Source organism: Marilutibacter penaei (assembly GCF_014145395.1).
Classification (GTDB): domain Bacteria; phylum Pseudomonadota; class Gammaproteobacteria; order Xanthomonadales; family Xanthomonadaceae; genus Marilutibacter; species Marilutibacter penaei.
On the sequence record NZ_JACHTE010000004.1, the window covers coordinates 218,708 to 233,111 of the forward strand.

14 protein-coding genes are annotated in these 14,404 nt (G+C 68.8%); 8 read left to right on the forward strand and 6 right to left on the reverse strand.

Annotated features, from left to right (window positions below; translation table 11 throughout):
• The first annotated feature begins 23 nt into the window (after positions 1-23).
• Positions 24-1,247 (forward strand): PDZ domain-containing protein, encoded by a 1,224-nt coding sequence (locus tag H4F99_RS06920; protein WP_182668995.1) that lies wholly within the window; start codon positions 24-26, stop codon positions 1,245-1,247.
• A gap of 51 nt (positions 1,248-1,298) precedes the next feature.
• Here the strand turns inward: H4F99_RS06920 and H4F99_RS06925 are convergent, their stop codons facing one another.
• From H4F99_RS06925 to H4F99_RS06940, 4 genes are all read right to left on the reverse strand, one after another.
• Positions 1,299-2,243, reverse strand: coding sequence for a DUF6607 family protein (locus tag H4F99_RS06925; RefSeq protein WP_182668996.1), 945 nt, complete (start codon positions 2,241-2,243; stop codon positions 1,299-1,301).
• A gap of 67 nt (positions 2,244-2,310) precedes the next feature.
• On the reverse strand, positions 2,311-4,554 hold the full coding sequence (locus tag H4F99_RS06930; protein WP_182668997.1) for a TonB-dependent hemoglobin/transferrin/lactoferrin family receptor: 2,244 nt from the start codon (positions 4,552-4,554) through the stop codon (positions 2,311-2,313).
• Between the two features lie 165 nt (positions 4,555-4,719).
• Positions 4,720-4,947, reverse strand: coding sequence for a hemin uptake protein HemP (locus H4F99_RS06935; protein WP_425488001.1), 228 nt, complete (start codon positions 4,945-4,947; stop codon positions 4,720-4,722).
• Between the two features lie 119 nt (positions 4,948-5,066).
• Positions 5,067-6,038 (reverse strand): aldo/keto reductase, encoded by a 972-nt coding sequence (locus H4F99_RS06940; RefSeq protein WP_182668999.1) that lies wholly within the window; start codon positions 6,036-6,038, stop codon positions 5,067-5,069.
• A 269-nt stretch (positions 6,039-6,307) separates the two neighbouring features.
• On the opposite strand from H4F99_RS06940, the gene H4F99_RS06945 reads away from it, so the two are divergent.
• The 7 genes from H4F99_RS06945 (at position 6,308) to H4F99_RS06975 (ending at position 12,436) form a co-directional block, all read left to right on the forward strand.
• Positions 6,308-6,883: a TMEM165/GDT1 family protein gene (locus tag H4F99_RS06945; protein WP_182669000.1), complete on the forward strand. Its 576-nt coding sequence runs from the start codon at positions 6,308-6,310 to the stop codon at positions 6,881-6,883.
• A gap of 43 nt (positions 6,884-6,926) precedes the next feature.
• A complete protein-coding gene (locus H4F99_RS06950) occupies positions 6,927-8,063 on the forward strand; it encodes a GGDEF domain-containing protein (protein ID WP_182669001.1) in 1,137 nt (378 codons plus the stop codon).
• 85 nt (positions 8,064-8,148) lie between these two features.
• The gene (locus H4F99_RS06955; RefSeq protein ID WP_182669002.1) at positions 8,149-9,444 is read left to right on the forward strand and encodes a nucleoside transporter C-terminal domain-containing protein; all 1,296 of its coding nucleotides are present in this window, start codon (positions 8,149-8,151) and stop codon (positions 9,442-9,444) included.
• 9 nt (positions 9,445-9,453) lie between these two features.
• Entirely contained in the window at positions 9,454-10,407 is a 954-nt protein-coding gene (locus H4F99_RS06960) for a ribokinase (protein ID WP_182669003.1), read from the forward strand.
• 96 nt (positions 10,408-10,503) lie between these two features.
• A complete protein-coding gene (locus tag H4F99_RS06965) occupies positions 10,504-10,839 on the forward strand; it encodes a YegP family protein (RefSeq protein ID WP_182669004.1) in 336 nt (111 codons plus the stop codon).
• 118 nt (positions 10,840-10,957) lie between these two features.
• A complete protein-coding gene (gene dusB, locus H4F99_RS06970; RefSeq protein ID WP_182669005.1) occupies positions 10,958-11,971 on the forward strand; it encodes a tRNA dihydrouridine synthase DusB in 1,014 nt (337 codons plus the stop codon).
• A gap of 147 nt (positions 11,972-12,118) precedes the next feature.
• A complete protein-coding gene (locus H4F99_RS06975) occupies positions 12,119-12,436 on the forward strand; it encodes a hypothetical protein (protein WP_182669006.1) in 318 nt (105 codons plus the stop codon).
• Between the two features lie 4 nt (positions 12,437-12,440).
• Here H4F99_RS06975 and H4F99_RS06980 read toward each other — a convergent pair whose 3' ends face one another.
• Both H4F99_RS06980 and H4F99_RS06985 read right to left on the reverse strand, forming a co-directional pair.
• Entirely contained in the window at positions 12,441-13,502 is a 1,062-nt protein-coding gene (locus H4F99_RS06980; protein ID WP_182669007.1) for a metal-dependent hydrolase, read from the reverse strand.
• A gap of 39 nt (positions 13,503-13,541) precedes the next feature.
• Entirely contained in the window at positions 13,542-14,363 is an 822-nt protein-coding gene (locus H4F99_RS06985) for a UDP-2,3-diacylglucosamine diphosphatase (RefSeq protein WP_182669008.1), read from the reverse strand.
• Positions 14,364-14,404: the final 41 nt, after the last annotated feature.

Consider the following 14,404-nt stretch of genomic DNA (forward strand, 5'->3'; position numbering starts at 1 on the left):
CTCCTGAACACTCCGAGGTCCACATGAAACGCATTTCTCGCCCCGTACTGGGACTCGCCTGCGCGATGGCGATGGCCACTGGCATTGCCCAGCCGCAATCCACCGGCAATGCCGACGAAGCCGCCGCGCGAAGCGAACTGGAGGCCGCGCGCGCCGAACTCGAAGCCGCCGCCAGACGCGTGGCCGAGCTGTCGCGATCGGCAGGCGAGGCAGCGGAACCGCCGATCGTCATCAGCCGCCGCCAGACGCGCAGACCGGTGCTGGGGGTCGTGCTCACGGCCGATGAGGCCGGTGGTGTCGGCATTGCCGCGGTCACGCCCGGCAGTGGTGCCAGCAAGGCAGGCCTGCAGACGGGGGATCGACTGCTGAGCATCGACGGCGAGTCGATCGACGCGTCCCATGCGGACCAGCGGCTTGCCCAGGCACGGACCCTCCTGGCCGACCTGTCCACCGGCACCCCGGTCGCACTGGAGTACCAGCGCGGAGGTGCGACCCGCCGCGCCCGCGCCGTGCCGCAACTCAACGAGCACGTGATGGTGATGTACGGGACGGACGGCGAGCGGGTGATCCCGCGTGGCAACGTGCGCTGGGCCGAGGCCGGCGACGGGACCTTTTCCATCGAGGCGGACGAGGTGGAGGTCGAGCTCGGCGAGTCGCCCCGCATCGAACGCGACGTCATCGTCCGGCGCATCGACGGGAATTCACCTGCCAGCGCACCCCATGTCCGTCACCAGGTCATCGAGCTCAGCCGGGCCGACTGCGCCAGCGGTGCGTGCACGGCCCCACTGGTCATGGAAGCATTCCGCTGGAATGGGCTGAACCTGGCGACCGTCGATACATCGCTGGGCCGCTACTTCGGTACCGACACCGGCGTGCTCGTCGTGAGCACGGGGCCGGAACTGGACGGATTGCAGGGCGGTGACGTGATCCGCACGGTCGACGGGAAGGCCGTCACCACGCCGCGTGAAGTCATGGAGGCCCTGCGTGGCAAGGCATCGGGCAGCAAGGTCGAAGTGGATTACCTCCGCGACCGCAGGAGCGCCCGCCTGAGCCTGACCGTGCCGGAGCCGATGCTGATCAATCTTCCCCGTCCGCCTGCACCGCCCGCGCCGCCACCGGCACCGGATGCGCCGGCGCGTCCCGTGCCACCCGCGCCACCCGCACCCCCTCCGGCACCGGATGGACCGTCCCGGCCGGCGCTTCCTGCCCCGCCACCGGCACCTGCGCCGGCGCTCGCGTTCGTCTAGCCAACCGCGTCGCCCCGCCCGCCGCCGACGACAGGCGGGGTTCGAGCGCTATCAGCGTGCGCCTGCCACCGGCGTCGAGCCGGCCGGCTCCACCCATTCGGCGAACACGGCGTCGATCTCACCGTCACTCACCGCACCGCCCTCCTCCAACGTGGAGGCCTGCGTGAACAACGGGATGATCATCGCCATCCCGTCGATCTTCGTCTTCAGGTGGGCACCGGTACCGTCGCGCAGGAACCCGTCCCAGCGCGACCGCACCCTCGCCCAGAAGTCCCGGGTGGCATCCCAGTACGCATAGGCGGCGCTGAAGTCGATGCCGTCGGCCTTCTGGTAATCGTTGAAACCGAACTCGCGCACCAGTTCCACCCGGGTGCCATCGGCGTTGCGCCGGACCTTGGTGTTGAACTGCTCGTGGGTCCAGCCGTTCGGGGTGATGGTGTGGCGGTTCACCACCGAAAGCGCGTTGTAGTCTTCGCGCTTGGTGTACTCGCGACGTGGCAGCGGTCGCCAGCTCAGGTCGCTGGTCCAGGTGGAGATGCCCCCCTGGTGCTCCCAACGCCCGGTTCCGCAATAGCGCGGTGCATCGCTGACCTCGTAGACGCACTGGGTCCACGCACCTTCGCCCAGGGCGGCCGGGACCGCGCGCACCGTCCAGGTCTGGTCGTCGCTGAACTCGAAGCGCGTCGGCGCCTCGTAGGTCCAGTCCTGCCGCCAATGCTTGGTCACGTGCTGGCTCTTGGCATCGACGAGGATGTGCTGCAGCACGATCCGCCCCGGGCGGTCCTCGATCACGATGACGGTTTCGTCGGCCCCGCTGCGCATGGCGGGATTGCGCTCATACCCGGCCTGCAGGGCCACGGTCTCGTCGAAGGCGAAATCGACGATGTACTCGCCCTGCATGGCGAGGATGGCCTCGCGGTCGGTTGCGGGCGCGTCACCGGCCGCGGCAGGAAGGGCGACCAGGCACATGGCGAGGGCGATCGGGGCATGCTTCATGGCGGAGATCCTTGGACGGGCGTGCACGGGCTGCGGGAGCGGGATTGGACGGAAGCTCATCGTCGGATCACCAGTTCACCGAAAGGCTGATGCCGACGTTGCGGCCCGGCGCGGTGTAGCGGTCGAGGGTGGCGCTCGCGGCGGGCGTGCCGAGCGGGAGTTCGCCCGAGGCCCAGTAGGTGCGATCGCCCAGGTTGAACACGCCGGCGTTGACCGTGGCGCCGGGCGCGAAGGTCCAATGCGCGAGCAGGTCGAGCACACCATACCCCGGCGTGGCGAAATCGGCATCGCTGGGCAGGTCGCGCTTGCGCGCGGCGAACCTGCCGGCGAGTTCGACGCCCCAGTCGCTGCGGTCATAGGCCAGGCCGAGCGTCGCCCGCAAGGGGTCGACGGTGGCCAGCGGCGTGCCGTCGGCGCGATCCTCGCCTTCCGACCAGGTCGCCGAACCCCGCAGCGACCAGCCTGCCATGCCGTCGGAATAGCGACCGAAGTCGAGGCCACCGCTGAACTCGACGCCCCGGATCTCGGCGTCTTCCACGTTCTGCGACTGGAACACCATCAGCCCCTGGTTGTTGAACCCGATGAAGCGCAGCGACTCGATGAAGTCGTCGTACCGGTTGTAGTACGCCGACAGGCTGGCATAGGTGCCGCCCCCGTCGAAGCGCAGCCCCAGCTCCACGCCATTGCTGGTTTCGGGATCGAGGTCGGGATTGGGAATCGCCGTGTATCCGAACTGCAGGTTGGTGAAGCCCAGGTTGACATCGTTGTACGGCGGTGCGCGGAAGCCGTGCGAATAGCTGGCAAACGTCGACCAGCCTTCGCCGAAACGCCAGACGACGCCCAGCTTCGGCGACACGCTGGTCTCGTCCAGTTCCTCCACCACGACACCCGGATTGTCTTCGGCGAAGATCGAGTCGACCTGCGGCTCGAGGCGGTAGTGGTCGACGCGCAGCCCGGGCACTAGGGTGACGCGGCCATCGGCGAACGTCATCTCGTCCTGCACGTAGAGCGCCGCGTTGGTGGTCTTGCTGTTCGGGAAGTCACGTACCGGAAACACGTCCGGCGGCATGACGGGACTCGTGATGCCCCCCGGGTAGACCACCAGGCCATCGCGCTTCTGCCGGACGCGATCGGTCGACAGTTCGAGCCCATAGGTGAAGGCGTGTTCGACGCCGCCGGTCGTGAAGGCCTTGAAGAAGTTGCTTTGCAGGCCGACTTCGCGCTGGTCGAAATTGAACGAACGCAGGCGCGTCTGCGCGGCGCCGGACCCCAGGACGCGGTCTTCCGCCGTGTCCTGCGTGGTCTCGCTGTCCTGGCGGTAGAGCTTGAGGTTGAAACTGTCGGCGAGCGCGGCGTCGAGGCCATTCGCCTGCCAGTCCAGCGACACCCGGGCGCGGGTCTGGTGGTCGCGGCCCGTCAGGGAGGTGGTGGTCGCGCCGGTCATCGCGCTGAACCCGACCGAAGAAAGCACGTCGGTGTCGACATAGTCCTCGTTGCCCTCCACCGTCAGGCGCAGCCGGTGCTGCGCGTTGACGTCGTACACCAGCTTGGACAGCAGGCTCCGGCCGTCGCGCTCCTGCGGATTGGGCGTCGTGCGGGCACTGCCGACGACATCGTTCGTGCCCATGCTCTCCGTTTCCTGGCCCTGATGGTGGCCGATGGCGACCAGCCCACTCCAGCGGTCCCCGGCAAATGCGCTCGTGACGCCGCCGAAGAGGCCCTGCCAGTCGCCGTCGTAGCCGAGCTTGAACCCGACGTACGCGTCGTCGTCACCCACGTAATCCTCCGGATCCTTGGTGATGAAGGCGACCACGCCCCCCAGCGCGTCCGAGCCGTACAGTGCACTGGCAGGCCCGCGAACGACTTCGACCGCCTTCAGCGTGTCGAGGTCGACGAAGTTGCGGTTGGCATTGGAATAGCTGCCGATCGAGAACGCGTCGGACACCGGGATGCCGTCGGTTTCGAGGCGCACCCGGTTGCCGCCGAGGCCGCGGATGCGGATGTCGCCAATGCCGAACCGGCCGACGTCGCGCGTCACGGTGACGCCGGGTTCGTAACGGAACAGGTCCTCCAGGTCCCGGGCGATCATCCGGTCCATCTCCTCGCGATCGACCGCCGAGACGGTGGCCGGGACATCGGCGATCTCCCGCTCGGTGCGCGTGGCGGTGACAACCACCCGGTCCAGCTCGGTGCTGGCGCTTGCGGCAGCCGGCGCGACGATGGGGTCCCCGGCGGGGGCATCGGCCCATGCGTGCATGGGGAGGGCGAACAGGATGGCGAGCGAGAGCGGGTGGAGCGGTCGGACTGGCATGCAGGTACTCGTAAGAAAAGGACGTGGATCCATGGGGTGGCGGACGCCCACGAAAAATCGCCTGCCGCCGGCACAGGCCGACGGCAGGCACGCCTTCCCTGGCGAGAGGTCCCGACGCAATTTGGGAGAGAGAACAGTCGGGACGTCCGCGTCCGCGCGGGATGCTTACTTGGTCAGGATCAGCTTGTCGTTGCGCGTGTGGCGCAGGCGGTAGACCTCGCCGCCATGCCGGATGAGCACTTCGCGACTGCCCCGCAGCAGCGCGCCGCTGTCGAGCAGTGCGCCACGCGGGGGCACGCTGCTGGGTACGGCGGTGAGCGAGGGCGTCCTGGGCGGGATCGGACGGGCCGGGAAATCGACGGCAGCGGACGGTGCGGCGAATGACGTGCGCATGGACATGACCGTGACTCGGTTCAGGGTGAACTGAAGATGATAATTATTCTCATTATCACGTCAAGTCTTATTCACTCATGCGCCCCAGCCGGACCCACTCGTGTCGGATTCCTGCGTATTCAGGCCGTCGCTGCCTTGACCTGCTGCCAGCCCCGCTCGTCCATCCGGTCCAGCAGGTCCAGCGCCTCCAGGTTCTGCCGCAGTTGCGCCGGCTGGCTGGCCCCGAGGATGACGCTGGACACGTGCGGGTTGCGGAGGCACCAGGCGATCGCGAGCGGCGCGGCGGGCACGTCGAGCGACGCGGCCACCGCGGTGAAGCGGCGAATCCGGGCCAGTCGTGCCTCCCCTGCTTCGCCGCGGAGCTGCTCGCCCAGCCAGGCCGTCTCCTCGCGTGCCAGCCGGGAGCCGGCCGGAATGCCGGCGTTGTACTTGCCGCTGAGCTGGCCCGACGCGAGTGGCGAGAACGTCGTGGTCCCCAGCCCGTACTCCCCGTAGAGCGGCGCATATTCCAGTTCCACCCGCTCGCGGTGCAGCAGGTTGTACTGGGGCTGCTCCATCGTCGGCAGGTACAGGCCATGGGCCTTGGCGAAGCGGCAGGCTTCGCGGATCTCGCCCACCGACCATTCCGACGTGCCCCAGTACAGCACCTTGCCCTGCCGCACCAGCGCGTCCATGGCGAGCACGGTTTCGCTGATCGGGGTGTCCGGGTCGGGGCGGTGGCAGTAGTAGAGGTCCAGGTAATCCACCCGCAGGCGCTTCAACGCGGCATGGCAGGCATCGGTCACATGCTTGCGGGACAGGCCACGCTGGGTCGGACGGGGATCCGCTGCACTGCCGAAGAACACCTTGCTCGACACGCAGAACCCGTCGCGGGGCAGCCTCAGGTCGACGAGCACGTCTCCCATCACCCGCTCCGCCTCGCCGTTGGCGTAGCCCTCGGCGTTGTCGAAGAAGTTGATGCCGTGGTCCCAGGCGCAGGCGACCAGGTCGCGGGCGGTGGAGCGGCCGACCTGCGCACCGAAGGTGACCCACGCGCCGAACGACAATGCGGAGAGCTGCAGGCCGGATGAGCCGAGGCGACGGTAGTGCATGGGGACGTCCAGGTGGGGGTCGACCCAGTGTATCGGGCGTGGCCCGCTCCATCGCGCTACAATTCGCGCGCTCTTCCTCCGGGGAGTAGCCCGCCGGCACGGTGCCGGGCACGTCGTCAACATACTTGGCCCGCCGGCCATGGCACGTGCGACCGCTTTCCCCACTCCGGGACGGTTGGGCAAGACCGAAGGCAGGCGTCGCGCGTACCCGGGCCGGGCGTTGCGGCGTCGGCCTTCGCGCATCGCGAACGCCCGGCCCCGGAGTCGACATGGACCTGCCCTTTTCCACCACCCTGCTGTCCACCGGCGCCGTCGCGTTGGCGGAGATCGGCGACAAGACGCAGTTGCTGGCGTTGATGCTTGCCGCCCGCTTCCGCCGGCCCTGGCCGATCGTCGCGGGCATCTTGGTGGCAACGCTGCTCAACCATGCCGCGGCCGCCTGGATTGGCGCCATGGCGGCCTCATGGTTGCGCCCGGACGTGCTGCAATGGATCGTCGCCGTGAGCTTCCTGGCCGTCGCCGCGTGGACGTTGAAGCCCGACACGCTGGACGAAGGCGAGCGGGTCCCGGCACGCAACGCCTTCGTCGCGACGACGATCGCGTTCTTCCTCGCCGAGATCGGCGACAAGACCCAGGTGGCCACGGTGCTGCTGGCGGCGAAGTACACGCCCCTTTGGGAGGTCGTGCTGGGGACCACGCTGGGCATGATGCTGGCGAACGTGCCCGTGGTCGTGCTGGGCAGCCGTTTCTCCGCACGCCTGCCCCTGAAGGCCGCGCGACGGGCCGCCGCGGCGGTGTTCCTGGCCTTGGGCGCCTGGGCGCTCTGGCGCGCATTGACGGCCTGAGGGCCGCAGCGGCTATCCTCTCGCCTTCACGACGGGAACTCGCATGCTGGCAACGGACCGCGGACTCAAGGCCATCGTCACGACGCTGACGTCGCGTCCCGACGAGATCATGCTGGAGATCGGCGCGAGCGGCGAAGTGCTGGTCGCGCGGCTGCGTGCGGTCGTGGCCGTGCTCCTGTTGCTGCTGCCTTTGGTCAACCTGCTGGGCGGCGGCCGGATCGACGAGAACCTGATCGGCCTCGCCGGTGCCGTCCTGATCAACGTGCTCGCCCAGGTCTGGCTGGCGCTCTCGCGACGTCGCAGGAACTTCCGCTGGCTGCCGTTCGCGACGACCGCCTTCGACGTCAGCGTCACCACGCTGGTGCTCCTCTTGCTTGCACGCCAGCACCTCCCGGCCGGACTCAACAGCCTGATCGTCTGGTGCGGCTACGTACTGGCCATCCTCCTGACCGGACTGCGCAACGACGGGCGCGTGGTGCTGATGGCCGGGACCCTGGCCCTGCTGCAATACGGCGGCCTCGTCGCCGCGACCTTCCTGTACGTGGATTCGCCCGAGCAGCTGATCTCCAGCGACTACGGCACCGTCACCCTGGGCAGCCAGGCGCAACGGATGCTGTTGCTGGTGATGGTGACGCTGGTCACCTCGATGATCGTCTACCGCATGCAACAGCTGGTGCAGATGTCGGGGACCGACGGCCTGACCGGCCTACCCAACCGCACCTGGCTGATCCACCGCATCCCCCGGCTGTTCGAATCGGCGGACGAAGACGGCAGCAGCCTCACCCTGGCACTCATCAACCTGGACCACTTCCGGCGCCTGAACGATGAAGTGGGGCACGCCGAGGCGGACCGCGTGCTCCGGCACGTGGTAACGGCACTGGGCGAGATGATCGACGGCGGCGAGTGGCTGGCCCGAGTGCGCGGCGACGAGTTCGTACTTGTGTTGCGCAAGCCGGTCGGGACGGCCTGGGAACGGGTCGATGCGATCCGCCGCATCCTCGGCGACCAGCCCTACCGCCCCGAGCGCGGCGGCGACGCGCTGCACCTCAGCTTCAGCGCCGGCCTGGCCAGCTACCCGCACGACGGCCGCACCCTTTCGGCACTGCTGCGGCGGGCCGACCAGCGCCTGCGCAGCGCCAAGCAGACCGGCCGCGACCGGGTCGTCGCACGCGAGGCCTGAACGCCGCCGCGGCTTGCCGCTGCTCGCGCCGCTGCACTAGTCTGGCGCCCACACCCTTCCTCACCGCGCCAACAGGGGCTACGCAGTGGATATCCTTTCCCGGGTCGGATTCGGCCTGTTCGGCCTCGTCGTGCTGTTGGCGATCACCTGGTTGTTCTCGGCAAACCGGAGGCAGGTCGACTGGCGCCTGGTCGGCATCGGTCTTGGCCTGCAGCTGCTGATCGCCGGCTTCGTGCTGCTGACCCCCTGGGGCGCGCGCGTGTTCGACGCCCTCTCCCAGGGGTTCGTCACCGTGCTCGGCTTCACCAACGAAGGCTCCCGCTTCATCTTCGGCAACCTGATGGACCTGGACCGCTTCGGCATGGTCATCGCGTTCCACGTGCTGCCCACCATCATCTTCTTCGCCAGCCTGATGAGCGTGCTCTACCACCTCGGCGTCATGCAGAGGATCGTCCAGGGCATGGCATGGGCGATCACCCGGGTGATGCCGGTGTCGGGCGCGGAAACACTTTCGGTCTGCGCAAACGCCTTCATCGGCCAGACCGAGGCGCCGCTGGTGGTGAAGCCCTACATCGCCCGGATGACCGAATCCGAGCTCCTGACGCTGATGATCGGCGGCATGGCCACGATTGCCGGCGGGGTCCTGGCCGCCTACGTGCAGATGCTGGGCGGGGGCGATCCCGTGCAGAAGGCGTACTACGCCAAGCACCTGATCACCGCCAGCATCATGGCCGCGCCGGCGACGCTGGTGATCGCGAAGATCCTCGTGCCCGAGACCGGCAAGCCCCTGACGCTGGGTTCGGTGCGCATGGACATGGAGAAGACCACCCGGAACGTCATCGACGCCGCTGCCGCGGGCGCATCGGATGGGCTCCGGCTGGCCCTGAACGTCGGTGCGATGCTGCTCGCGTTCATCGCCCTGATCGCACTGATCAATGCTCCGCTGGAGTGGCTGGGACAGGTGACGGGGCTGGAAGCGGCGCTGGGCAGGCCCACCAACCTCTCCTCGCTGCTCGGTTACGTCCTGGCGCCGATCGCGTGGGTCGTGGGCGTGCCCTGGGAAGACGCGACCACGGTGGGTGGGCTGATCGGCACCAAGGTCGTACTCAATGAGTTCGTGGCGTACATGCAGCTCAGCGAGATCATGAACGGTACCGCCGAGGGGGTGACCCTGACGCCGCAGGGCCGGCTGATCGCGACCTACGCCCTGTGCGGGTTCGCCAATTTCAGCTCCATCGCCATCCAGATCGGCGGCATTGGCGGGATCGCGCCGGAGCGGCGGCAGGACCTGGCGAAGTTCGGCCTGCGGGCGGTGCTGGGCGGCTCGGTGGCGACCCTGATGACCGCGACCATCGCCGGCGTGCTTACCCACTTCGCCTGAGAACGGAACATGCCTGGCCCGGTCGTCGTCGTCGGTTCCTTCAACGTGGACCACGTGTGGCGTGTCGAATCCCTGCCCCGGGCCGGCGAAACGCTGCAGGGGTGCTATACCTCGGGCCCGGGCGGCAAGGGGTTCAACCAGGCCGTCGCCGCGGCCCGCTCTGGTGCGCCCACCCACTTCGTCTGCGCGCTCGGCGACGACCTCGGGGGACAACTCGCGCGCATGCTCGCGCGCGACGAGGGCATCCATCTGCACGCACAGCCGTCGGACGCACCGACCGGGACCGCCGGGATCCAGGTTGACCGGGAGGGCCGCAACCACATTGTGATCGGGCCGGGTGCAAACGACGCGCTCGATGCCGGCTTCGTGCAGGGACGGGCGGAGCTGCTGGCCGATGCCGCAGTCGTGCTTGCCCAGTGCGAGGTCCCCTGTGCCGCCGTGCTGTCCGCGTTCGAGCGCGCCCGGGCGCAGGGGGGACTCACCGTCCTGAACCCCGCCCCTGCCAACGTCGACATACCCCAGGAGCTGTGGGCGGCGACGTCCATCGCGACGCCGAACGAAACGGAGCTCGCGGCCCACCTGGCCCGGCGGCATGGCATCGACGTCGAGGCGGACGCACTTTCCACCCTCGACGACGACGCCCTCCACGCCGTCGCGCGCAGGTTCCTGCCACGCGGTGATGTCGTGGTCACGCTGGGCGCGGCCGGCGTGTTCTTCTCCCCCGTGGACGGGTCGCCATTGCGGGTCTCCGCCCCCCGGGTGCACACGGTGGACACGACCGGCGCGGGCGACGCCTTCAACGGGGCCCTCGCCGCCGCGTTGGCCGTCCAGCGCGCGGTCGACCGCGGCATGTTGCTGCAGGCCGTGCGATACGCCTCACTGGCCACCGAAACACCCGGGGCCGCGCTTGCCATGCCCCTCGCGATCGACGTCGCCGGCCGCTTTGGCGCCTGTGCCGGCTGACAGGTATTTCTTAACCTCCAATTAACAGAAACTCACATAATCTGCCCCCACCACCCCATAAATGGGGCGTTGATCACACTTTCAGGGAGGCAGAGCATGGCCGGCAAGTTCGAAATCACGACCCGTACCAACGGTGAGTTCCAGTTCAACCTCCTCGCCGGCAACGGCCAGGTCATCCTCACCAGCGAGGGGTACACGGCCAAGGCCTCCTGCATGAACGGCGTGGAGTCGGTACGTACGCACAGCGAGCAGGAAACCAACTTCGACCGCCTGACCGCATCCGACGACCGCCCCTATTTCACGCTCAAGGCCTCGAACGGCCAGGTCATCGGGCGAAGCCAGCTGTACAGCAGCCCCTCGGCCCGCGACAACGGCATCCAATCGGTGATGGTCCACGCGCCCTCGGCGCTGTTGAACGACAAGACCGCCTGATCCCGAAGACAGGCGTCTCCTGGCCCGGCTCCGTGCCGGGCCTTTTCTGCCGGCCGATCCCCAAGCCGCACTGCTGCGGATCGGCGCCGCCGGGTCCGCCACCGCTACAATGGCGGACATGGCCGCCGACACCCTCCGAATCGGCCCGCACGCGATCTCGCCGCGCCTCGTCCTGGCGCCGATGGCGGGCGTGACCGACAAGCCCTTCCGGATCCTGTGCAAGCGCATGGGGGCGGGGCTGTGCGTGTCGGAGATGACCACCTCGGACCCGCGCTTCTGGCACACCGCCAAATCCCGGCACCGCATGGACCATGCGGGTGAACCCGCACCGGTCAGCGTGCAGATCGCCGGTACGGTGCCTGCGACCATGGCGGACGCCGCTCGCCACAACGTCGCGCAGGGCGCCCAGATCATCGACATCAACATGGGCTGCCCGGCGAAGAAGGTCTGCAACGCCTGGGCGGGCTCGGCGCTGATGCGCGAACCGGACCTGGTGGCCCGGATCCTGGCGGCGGTGGTCGGTGCGGTGGACGTGCCGGTGACCCTGAAGATCCGGACCGGATGGGCCGCCGACCGGAAGAACGCACTGGAGATCGCGCGCATCGCCGAGGCAAGCGGCATCGCCGCGCTCGCCGTGCACGGGCGTACGCGCGACCAGCAGTACCGGGGTAACGCCGAGTACGACACCATCGCCGAGGTCAAGGCGGCCCTGTCCATCCCCGTGTTCGCCAACGGCGACATCGACTCGCCCGAGAAGGCGGCGCAGGTGCTCCGCCACACCGGTGCCGATGCGCTGCTGGTCGGCCGTGCGGCCCAGGGCCGCCCCTGGATCTTCCGGGAGATCGCACACTACCTCGCCACCGGCAGGACGCTGCCTGCACCGACCCTGCGGGAGGTGCGCGAGGTCCTGCTCGGACATCTCGCCGACCTCCATGCCTTCTATGGAGAAGAGGCCGGTGTCCGGATCGCCCGCAAGCACCTGGGCTGGTACGCCCGGGATCGGCCCGAGAACCACGCGTTCCGCGCCGTGGTCAACCGCGCTGCAACGGCCAGCGAGCAACTCGGCCTGACCGCCGATTACTTCGATGCGCTGGAAGCCGGCGCGCCGTTCGATCTGTCGGCCGCCGCCTGAGCCGCGGTACCGCGCCGGCGATGGCGCCAGAAGTCACCCGTGCCTTTGGCTCATGTGCATCACCGCTGGACGTGGCCGAATATCCCTGCCGGGATGCTCCCCCTCGGCAGTACCCCCGCTGCCGCATCCCGGCGTAAGGAGACTGCCATGCATGCCAAGTTCGCTACCCTCGTGCTCGCCACGATGGCGGCCTTCCCCGCCGCCGCCAACGACGATCCGGTCGGCACTTTGTCGGATGTCACCGGATTGAGCGAACGCAAGGTGCAGATGGTGCTCGGCAACCGCACCGCCTTCGCCGAGCACCGCTATTCCTACCAGCGTTCGCTCGATCAGTTCACGCGTGCCATCGGGGCCGAGAAGCACCAGCGCCTGATGGACGGCGAGCCCGTGGTGCTCGTTGATCGCCAGGGCCAGGAGGTCGTCGTACAGCTCTCGCCGTCCAGTACGGCGCGCGAGGCCGGCTGATCCCTCATCCGTGCGGTGCCGGCCGGCTCGAAGCCGGCACCGCATCCGGCGCTGCCGGGCTGCCGGGCTCGTTCCAGATGCGGGTCCACATGGAGGCCAGCCGCTGCCTCGCCTGCCACGGCCATGCCATCTGTTCCGGCGGGATTTCCCGCCACGTGTCCGCATCCTTCGTGGCAACGGCGAACCGGAACGTGTAGTCGGGCTCGGCGCCCATCCGCAGGTCCGACAACACCAGTTTCCCGTCGCGCTGCTCCGCCTTCATGAAGCCGTGGTTGAACCAGCGCAGGCGTGCCACCGCGGGATAGTCCGCGACCGCGAGGAGCCCCCGCGTATCCGACGCATGCGCGCTGAAGCGCATCGGGGCACGGTCCGCGACCAGCGATCGCTCGCCCTCGAGGAAGCCCTCGGGCGTCATCACCACCACCCGCCACAGCAGGATGTTGAACGGCATCGGCACCGAGAACCGCGGCGCATCCTCCAGGCCACGTTCGGCCAGTACCGCCTTCGCGGCGTCCTCGACCGCGTGCTTCGCCAGCAGGGACGCACCGAGGTACAGGCTGCTGACGACGAGGCCCGCCATCAATGCCTGCCGTGCCAGGGGTCGCGCCCGGGCCCACCACGCGATGACACAGGCGCACAGCAGCCATACCGTGTACAGCGGATCGACGATGAACACGCTGGACCACATCGTCGGCCGTACCGGCAGCGGCCACAGCAATTGCGTGCCATAGACCGTGAACGCATCCAGCAGGGGATGGGTGCACAACGCCGCCTGCATGGCCCAGAACCACCGCCGCGGCGATTCGGCGACGCGTCCGCCGCGCCCCCTGCACCAGGCCCATATCCCCCAGGCCACGAAGGGCAGCACCAGCAGCGAATGACTGAGGCCGCGATGCAGGGTCATCCGTTGCACCGGGTCGTCGGTCAGCAGGTTGATGGGCAGGACGTCGAGGTCCGGCAGGGTGCCGAGCGCGGCACCCGCCAGCAACGCGGCCCGGCGATGCCCAGCCGGCGCGATGGCAGCGGCGAGGGCACCGCCAAGGACGATCTGGGTCAGCGAATCCATCCGCGCATGCTACCCGCACCCGTGCGGCCGGCGAAGACGTCAGGCCGCCCGTGCCAGGGGTCTCGGCGGCAGCGGCCGCGCGGGCAGTATGGCCAATGTCTCGCCCGCATGGGTCAGCAGCTTGAGGCTGCCATCCGGCGCTTCGGCCAGCGCGGTCAGGCTCTCCACCCAGTCACCGTCGTTCGCGTAGATGCAGCCGTCGCGCTCGAACAGTGCGGCCCGGTGGATATGGCCGCAGACGATGCCGTCCAGGCCCCTCCGGCGAGCGTCATCGAGCCCGGCCTGGACGAAGCGCGCGATGTAGCGCTCCGCCGCGCCGCTCCGTCGCTTCAGGAACTCAGCCATCGACCAGTAGCGCATGCCGGCCATCCGGCGGAGCCGGTTGACCCAGCGGTTGCCGGTGAGGATGCGGTAGTACAGCCAGTCGCCGAGCCGCTCCTGCAGGCCACCGAACTGCGTGCTGCCGTCGTAGTCGTCGCCATGGATGACCAGCAGCCGCCGGCCGTCGGCGGTCACGTGCACCGCCCGCCGCCTGACCTGCATGCGCGGCAGCACCAAGCCGCAGAAGCGACGTATCGGACGGTCGTGGTTGCCAGGCACGTACACCAGCTCGGTGCCGGCCCGTGCCAGCGCATGCAGCGCCTCCACCACCCGGTGCTGGTCCTGCTTCCAGACCGCGCGACGCTGTGCCATCCACCACAGGTCGACGATGTCGCCGACCAGGTAAAGGCGATCGCAGCGCAGTCGATGGAGGAAATCCGCCAGTTCGGCGGCATGGCAATGCATCGAACCCAGGTGCACGTCCGAAATGAAGACCGTGCGGTGGCGCTCGGGCATCCGGGACAACGGTCGCGTGCTCATCGCAATCCCCAGGCGGGCCGTTGGACCTGCATGGTGCCGCC

Excerpts from the sequence above, each read along its gene's own strand:
- H4F99_RS06920 (WP_182668995.1), top strand. The coding sequence starts at position 24 with ATGAAACGCATTTCTCGCCCCGTACTGGGACTCGCCTGCGCGATGGCG.
- H4F99_RS06925 (WP_182668996.1), bottom strand. The coding sequence starts at position 2,243 with ATGAAGCATGCCCCGATCGCCCTCGCCATGTGCCTGGTCGCCCTTCCT.
- H4F99_RS06930 (WP_182668997.1), bottom strand. The coding sequence starts at position 4,554 with ATGCCAGTCCGACCGCTCCACCCGCTCTCGCTCGCCATCCTGTTCGCC.
- H4F99_RS06935 (WP_425488001.1), bottom strand. The coding sequence starts at position 4,947 with ATGCGCACGTCATTCGCCGCACCGTCCGCTGCCGTCGATTTCCCGGCC.
- H4F99_RS06940 (WP_182668999.1), bottom strand. The coding sequence starts at position 6,038 with ATGCACTACCGTCGCCTCGGCTCATCCGGCCTGCAGCTCTCCGCATTG.
- H4F99_RS06945 (WP_182669000.1), top strand. The coding sequence starts at position 6,308 with ATGGACCTGCCCTTTTCCACCACCCTGCTGTCCACCGGCGCCGTCGCG.
- H4F99_RS06950 (WP_182669001.1), top strand. The coding sequence starts at position 6,927 with ATGCTGGCAACGGACCGCGGACTCAAGGCCATCGTCACGACGCTGACG.
- H4F99_RS06960 (WP_182669003.1), top strand. The coding sequence starts at position 9,454 with ATGCCTGGCCCGGTCGTCGTCGTCGGTTCCTTCAACGTGGACCACGTG.
- H4F99_RS06965 (WP_182669004.1), top strand. The coding sequence starts at position 10,504 with ATGGCCGGCAAGTTCGAAATCACGACCCGTACCAACGGTGAGTTCCAG.
- dusB (WP_182669005.1), top strand. The coding sequence starts at position 10,958 with ATGGCCGCCGACACCCTCCGAATCGGCCCGCACGCGATCTCGCCGCGC.
- H4F99_RS06975 (WP_182669006.1), top strand. The coding sequence starts at position 12,119 with ATGCATGCCAAGTTCGCTACCCTCGTGCTCGCCACGATGGCGGCCTTC.
- H4F99_RS06980 (WP_182669007.1), bottom strand. The coding sequence starts at position 13,502 with ATGGATTCGCTGACCCAGATCGTCCTTGGCGGTGCCCTCGCCGCTGCC.
- H4F99_RS06985 (WP_182669008.1), bottom strand. The coding sequence starts at position 14,363 with ATGAGCACGCGACCGTTGTCCCGGATGCCCGAGCGCCACCGCACGGTC.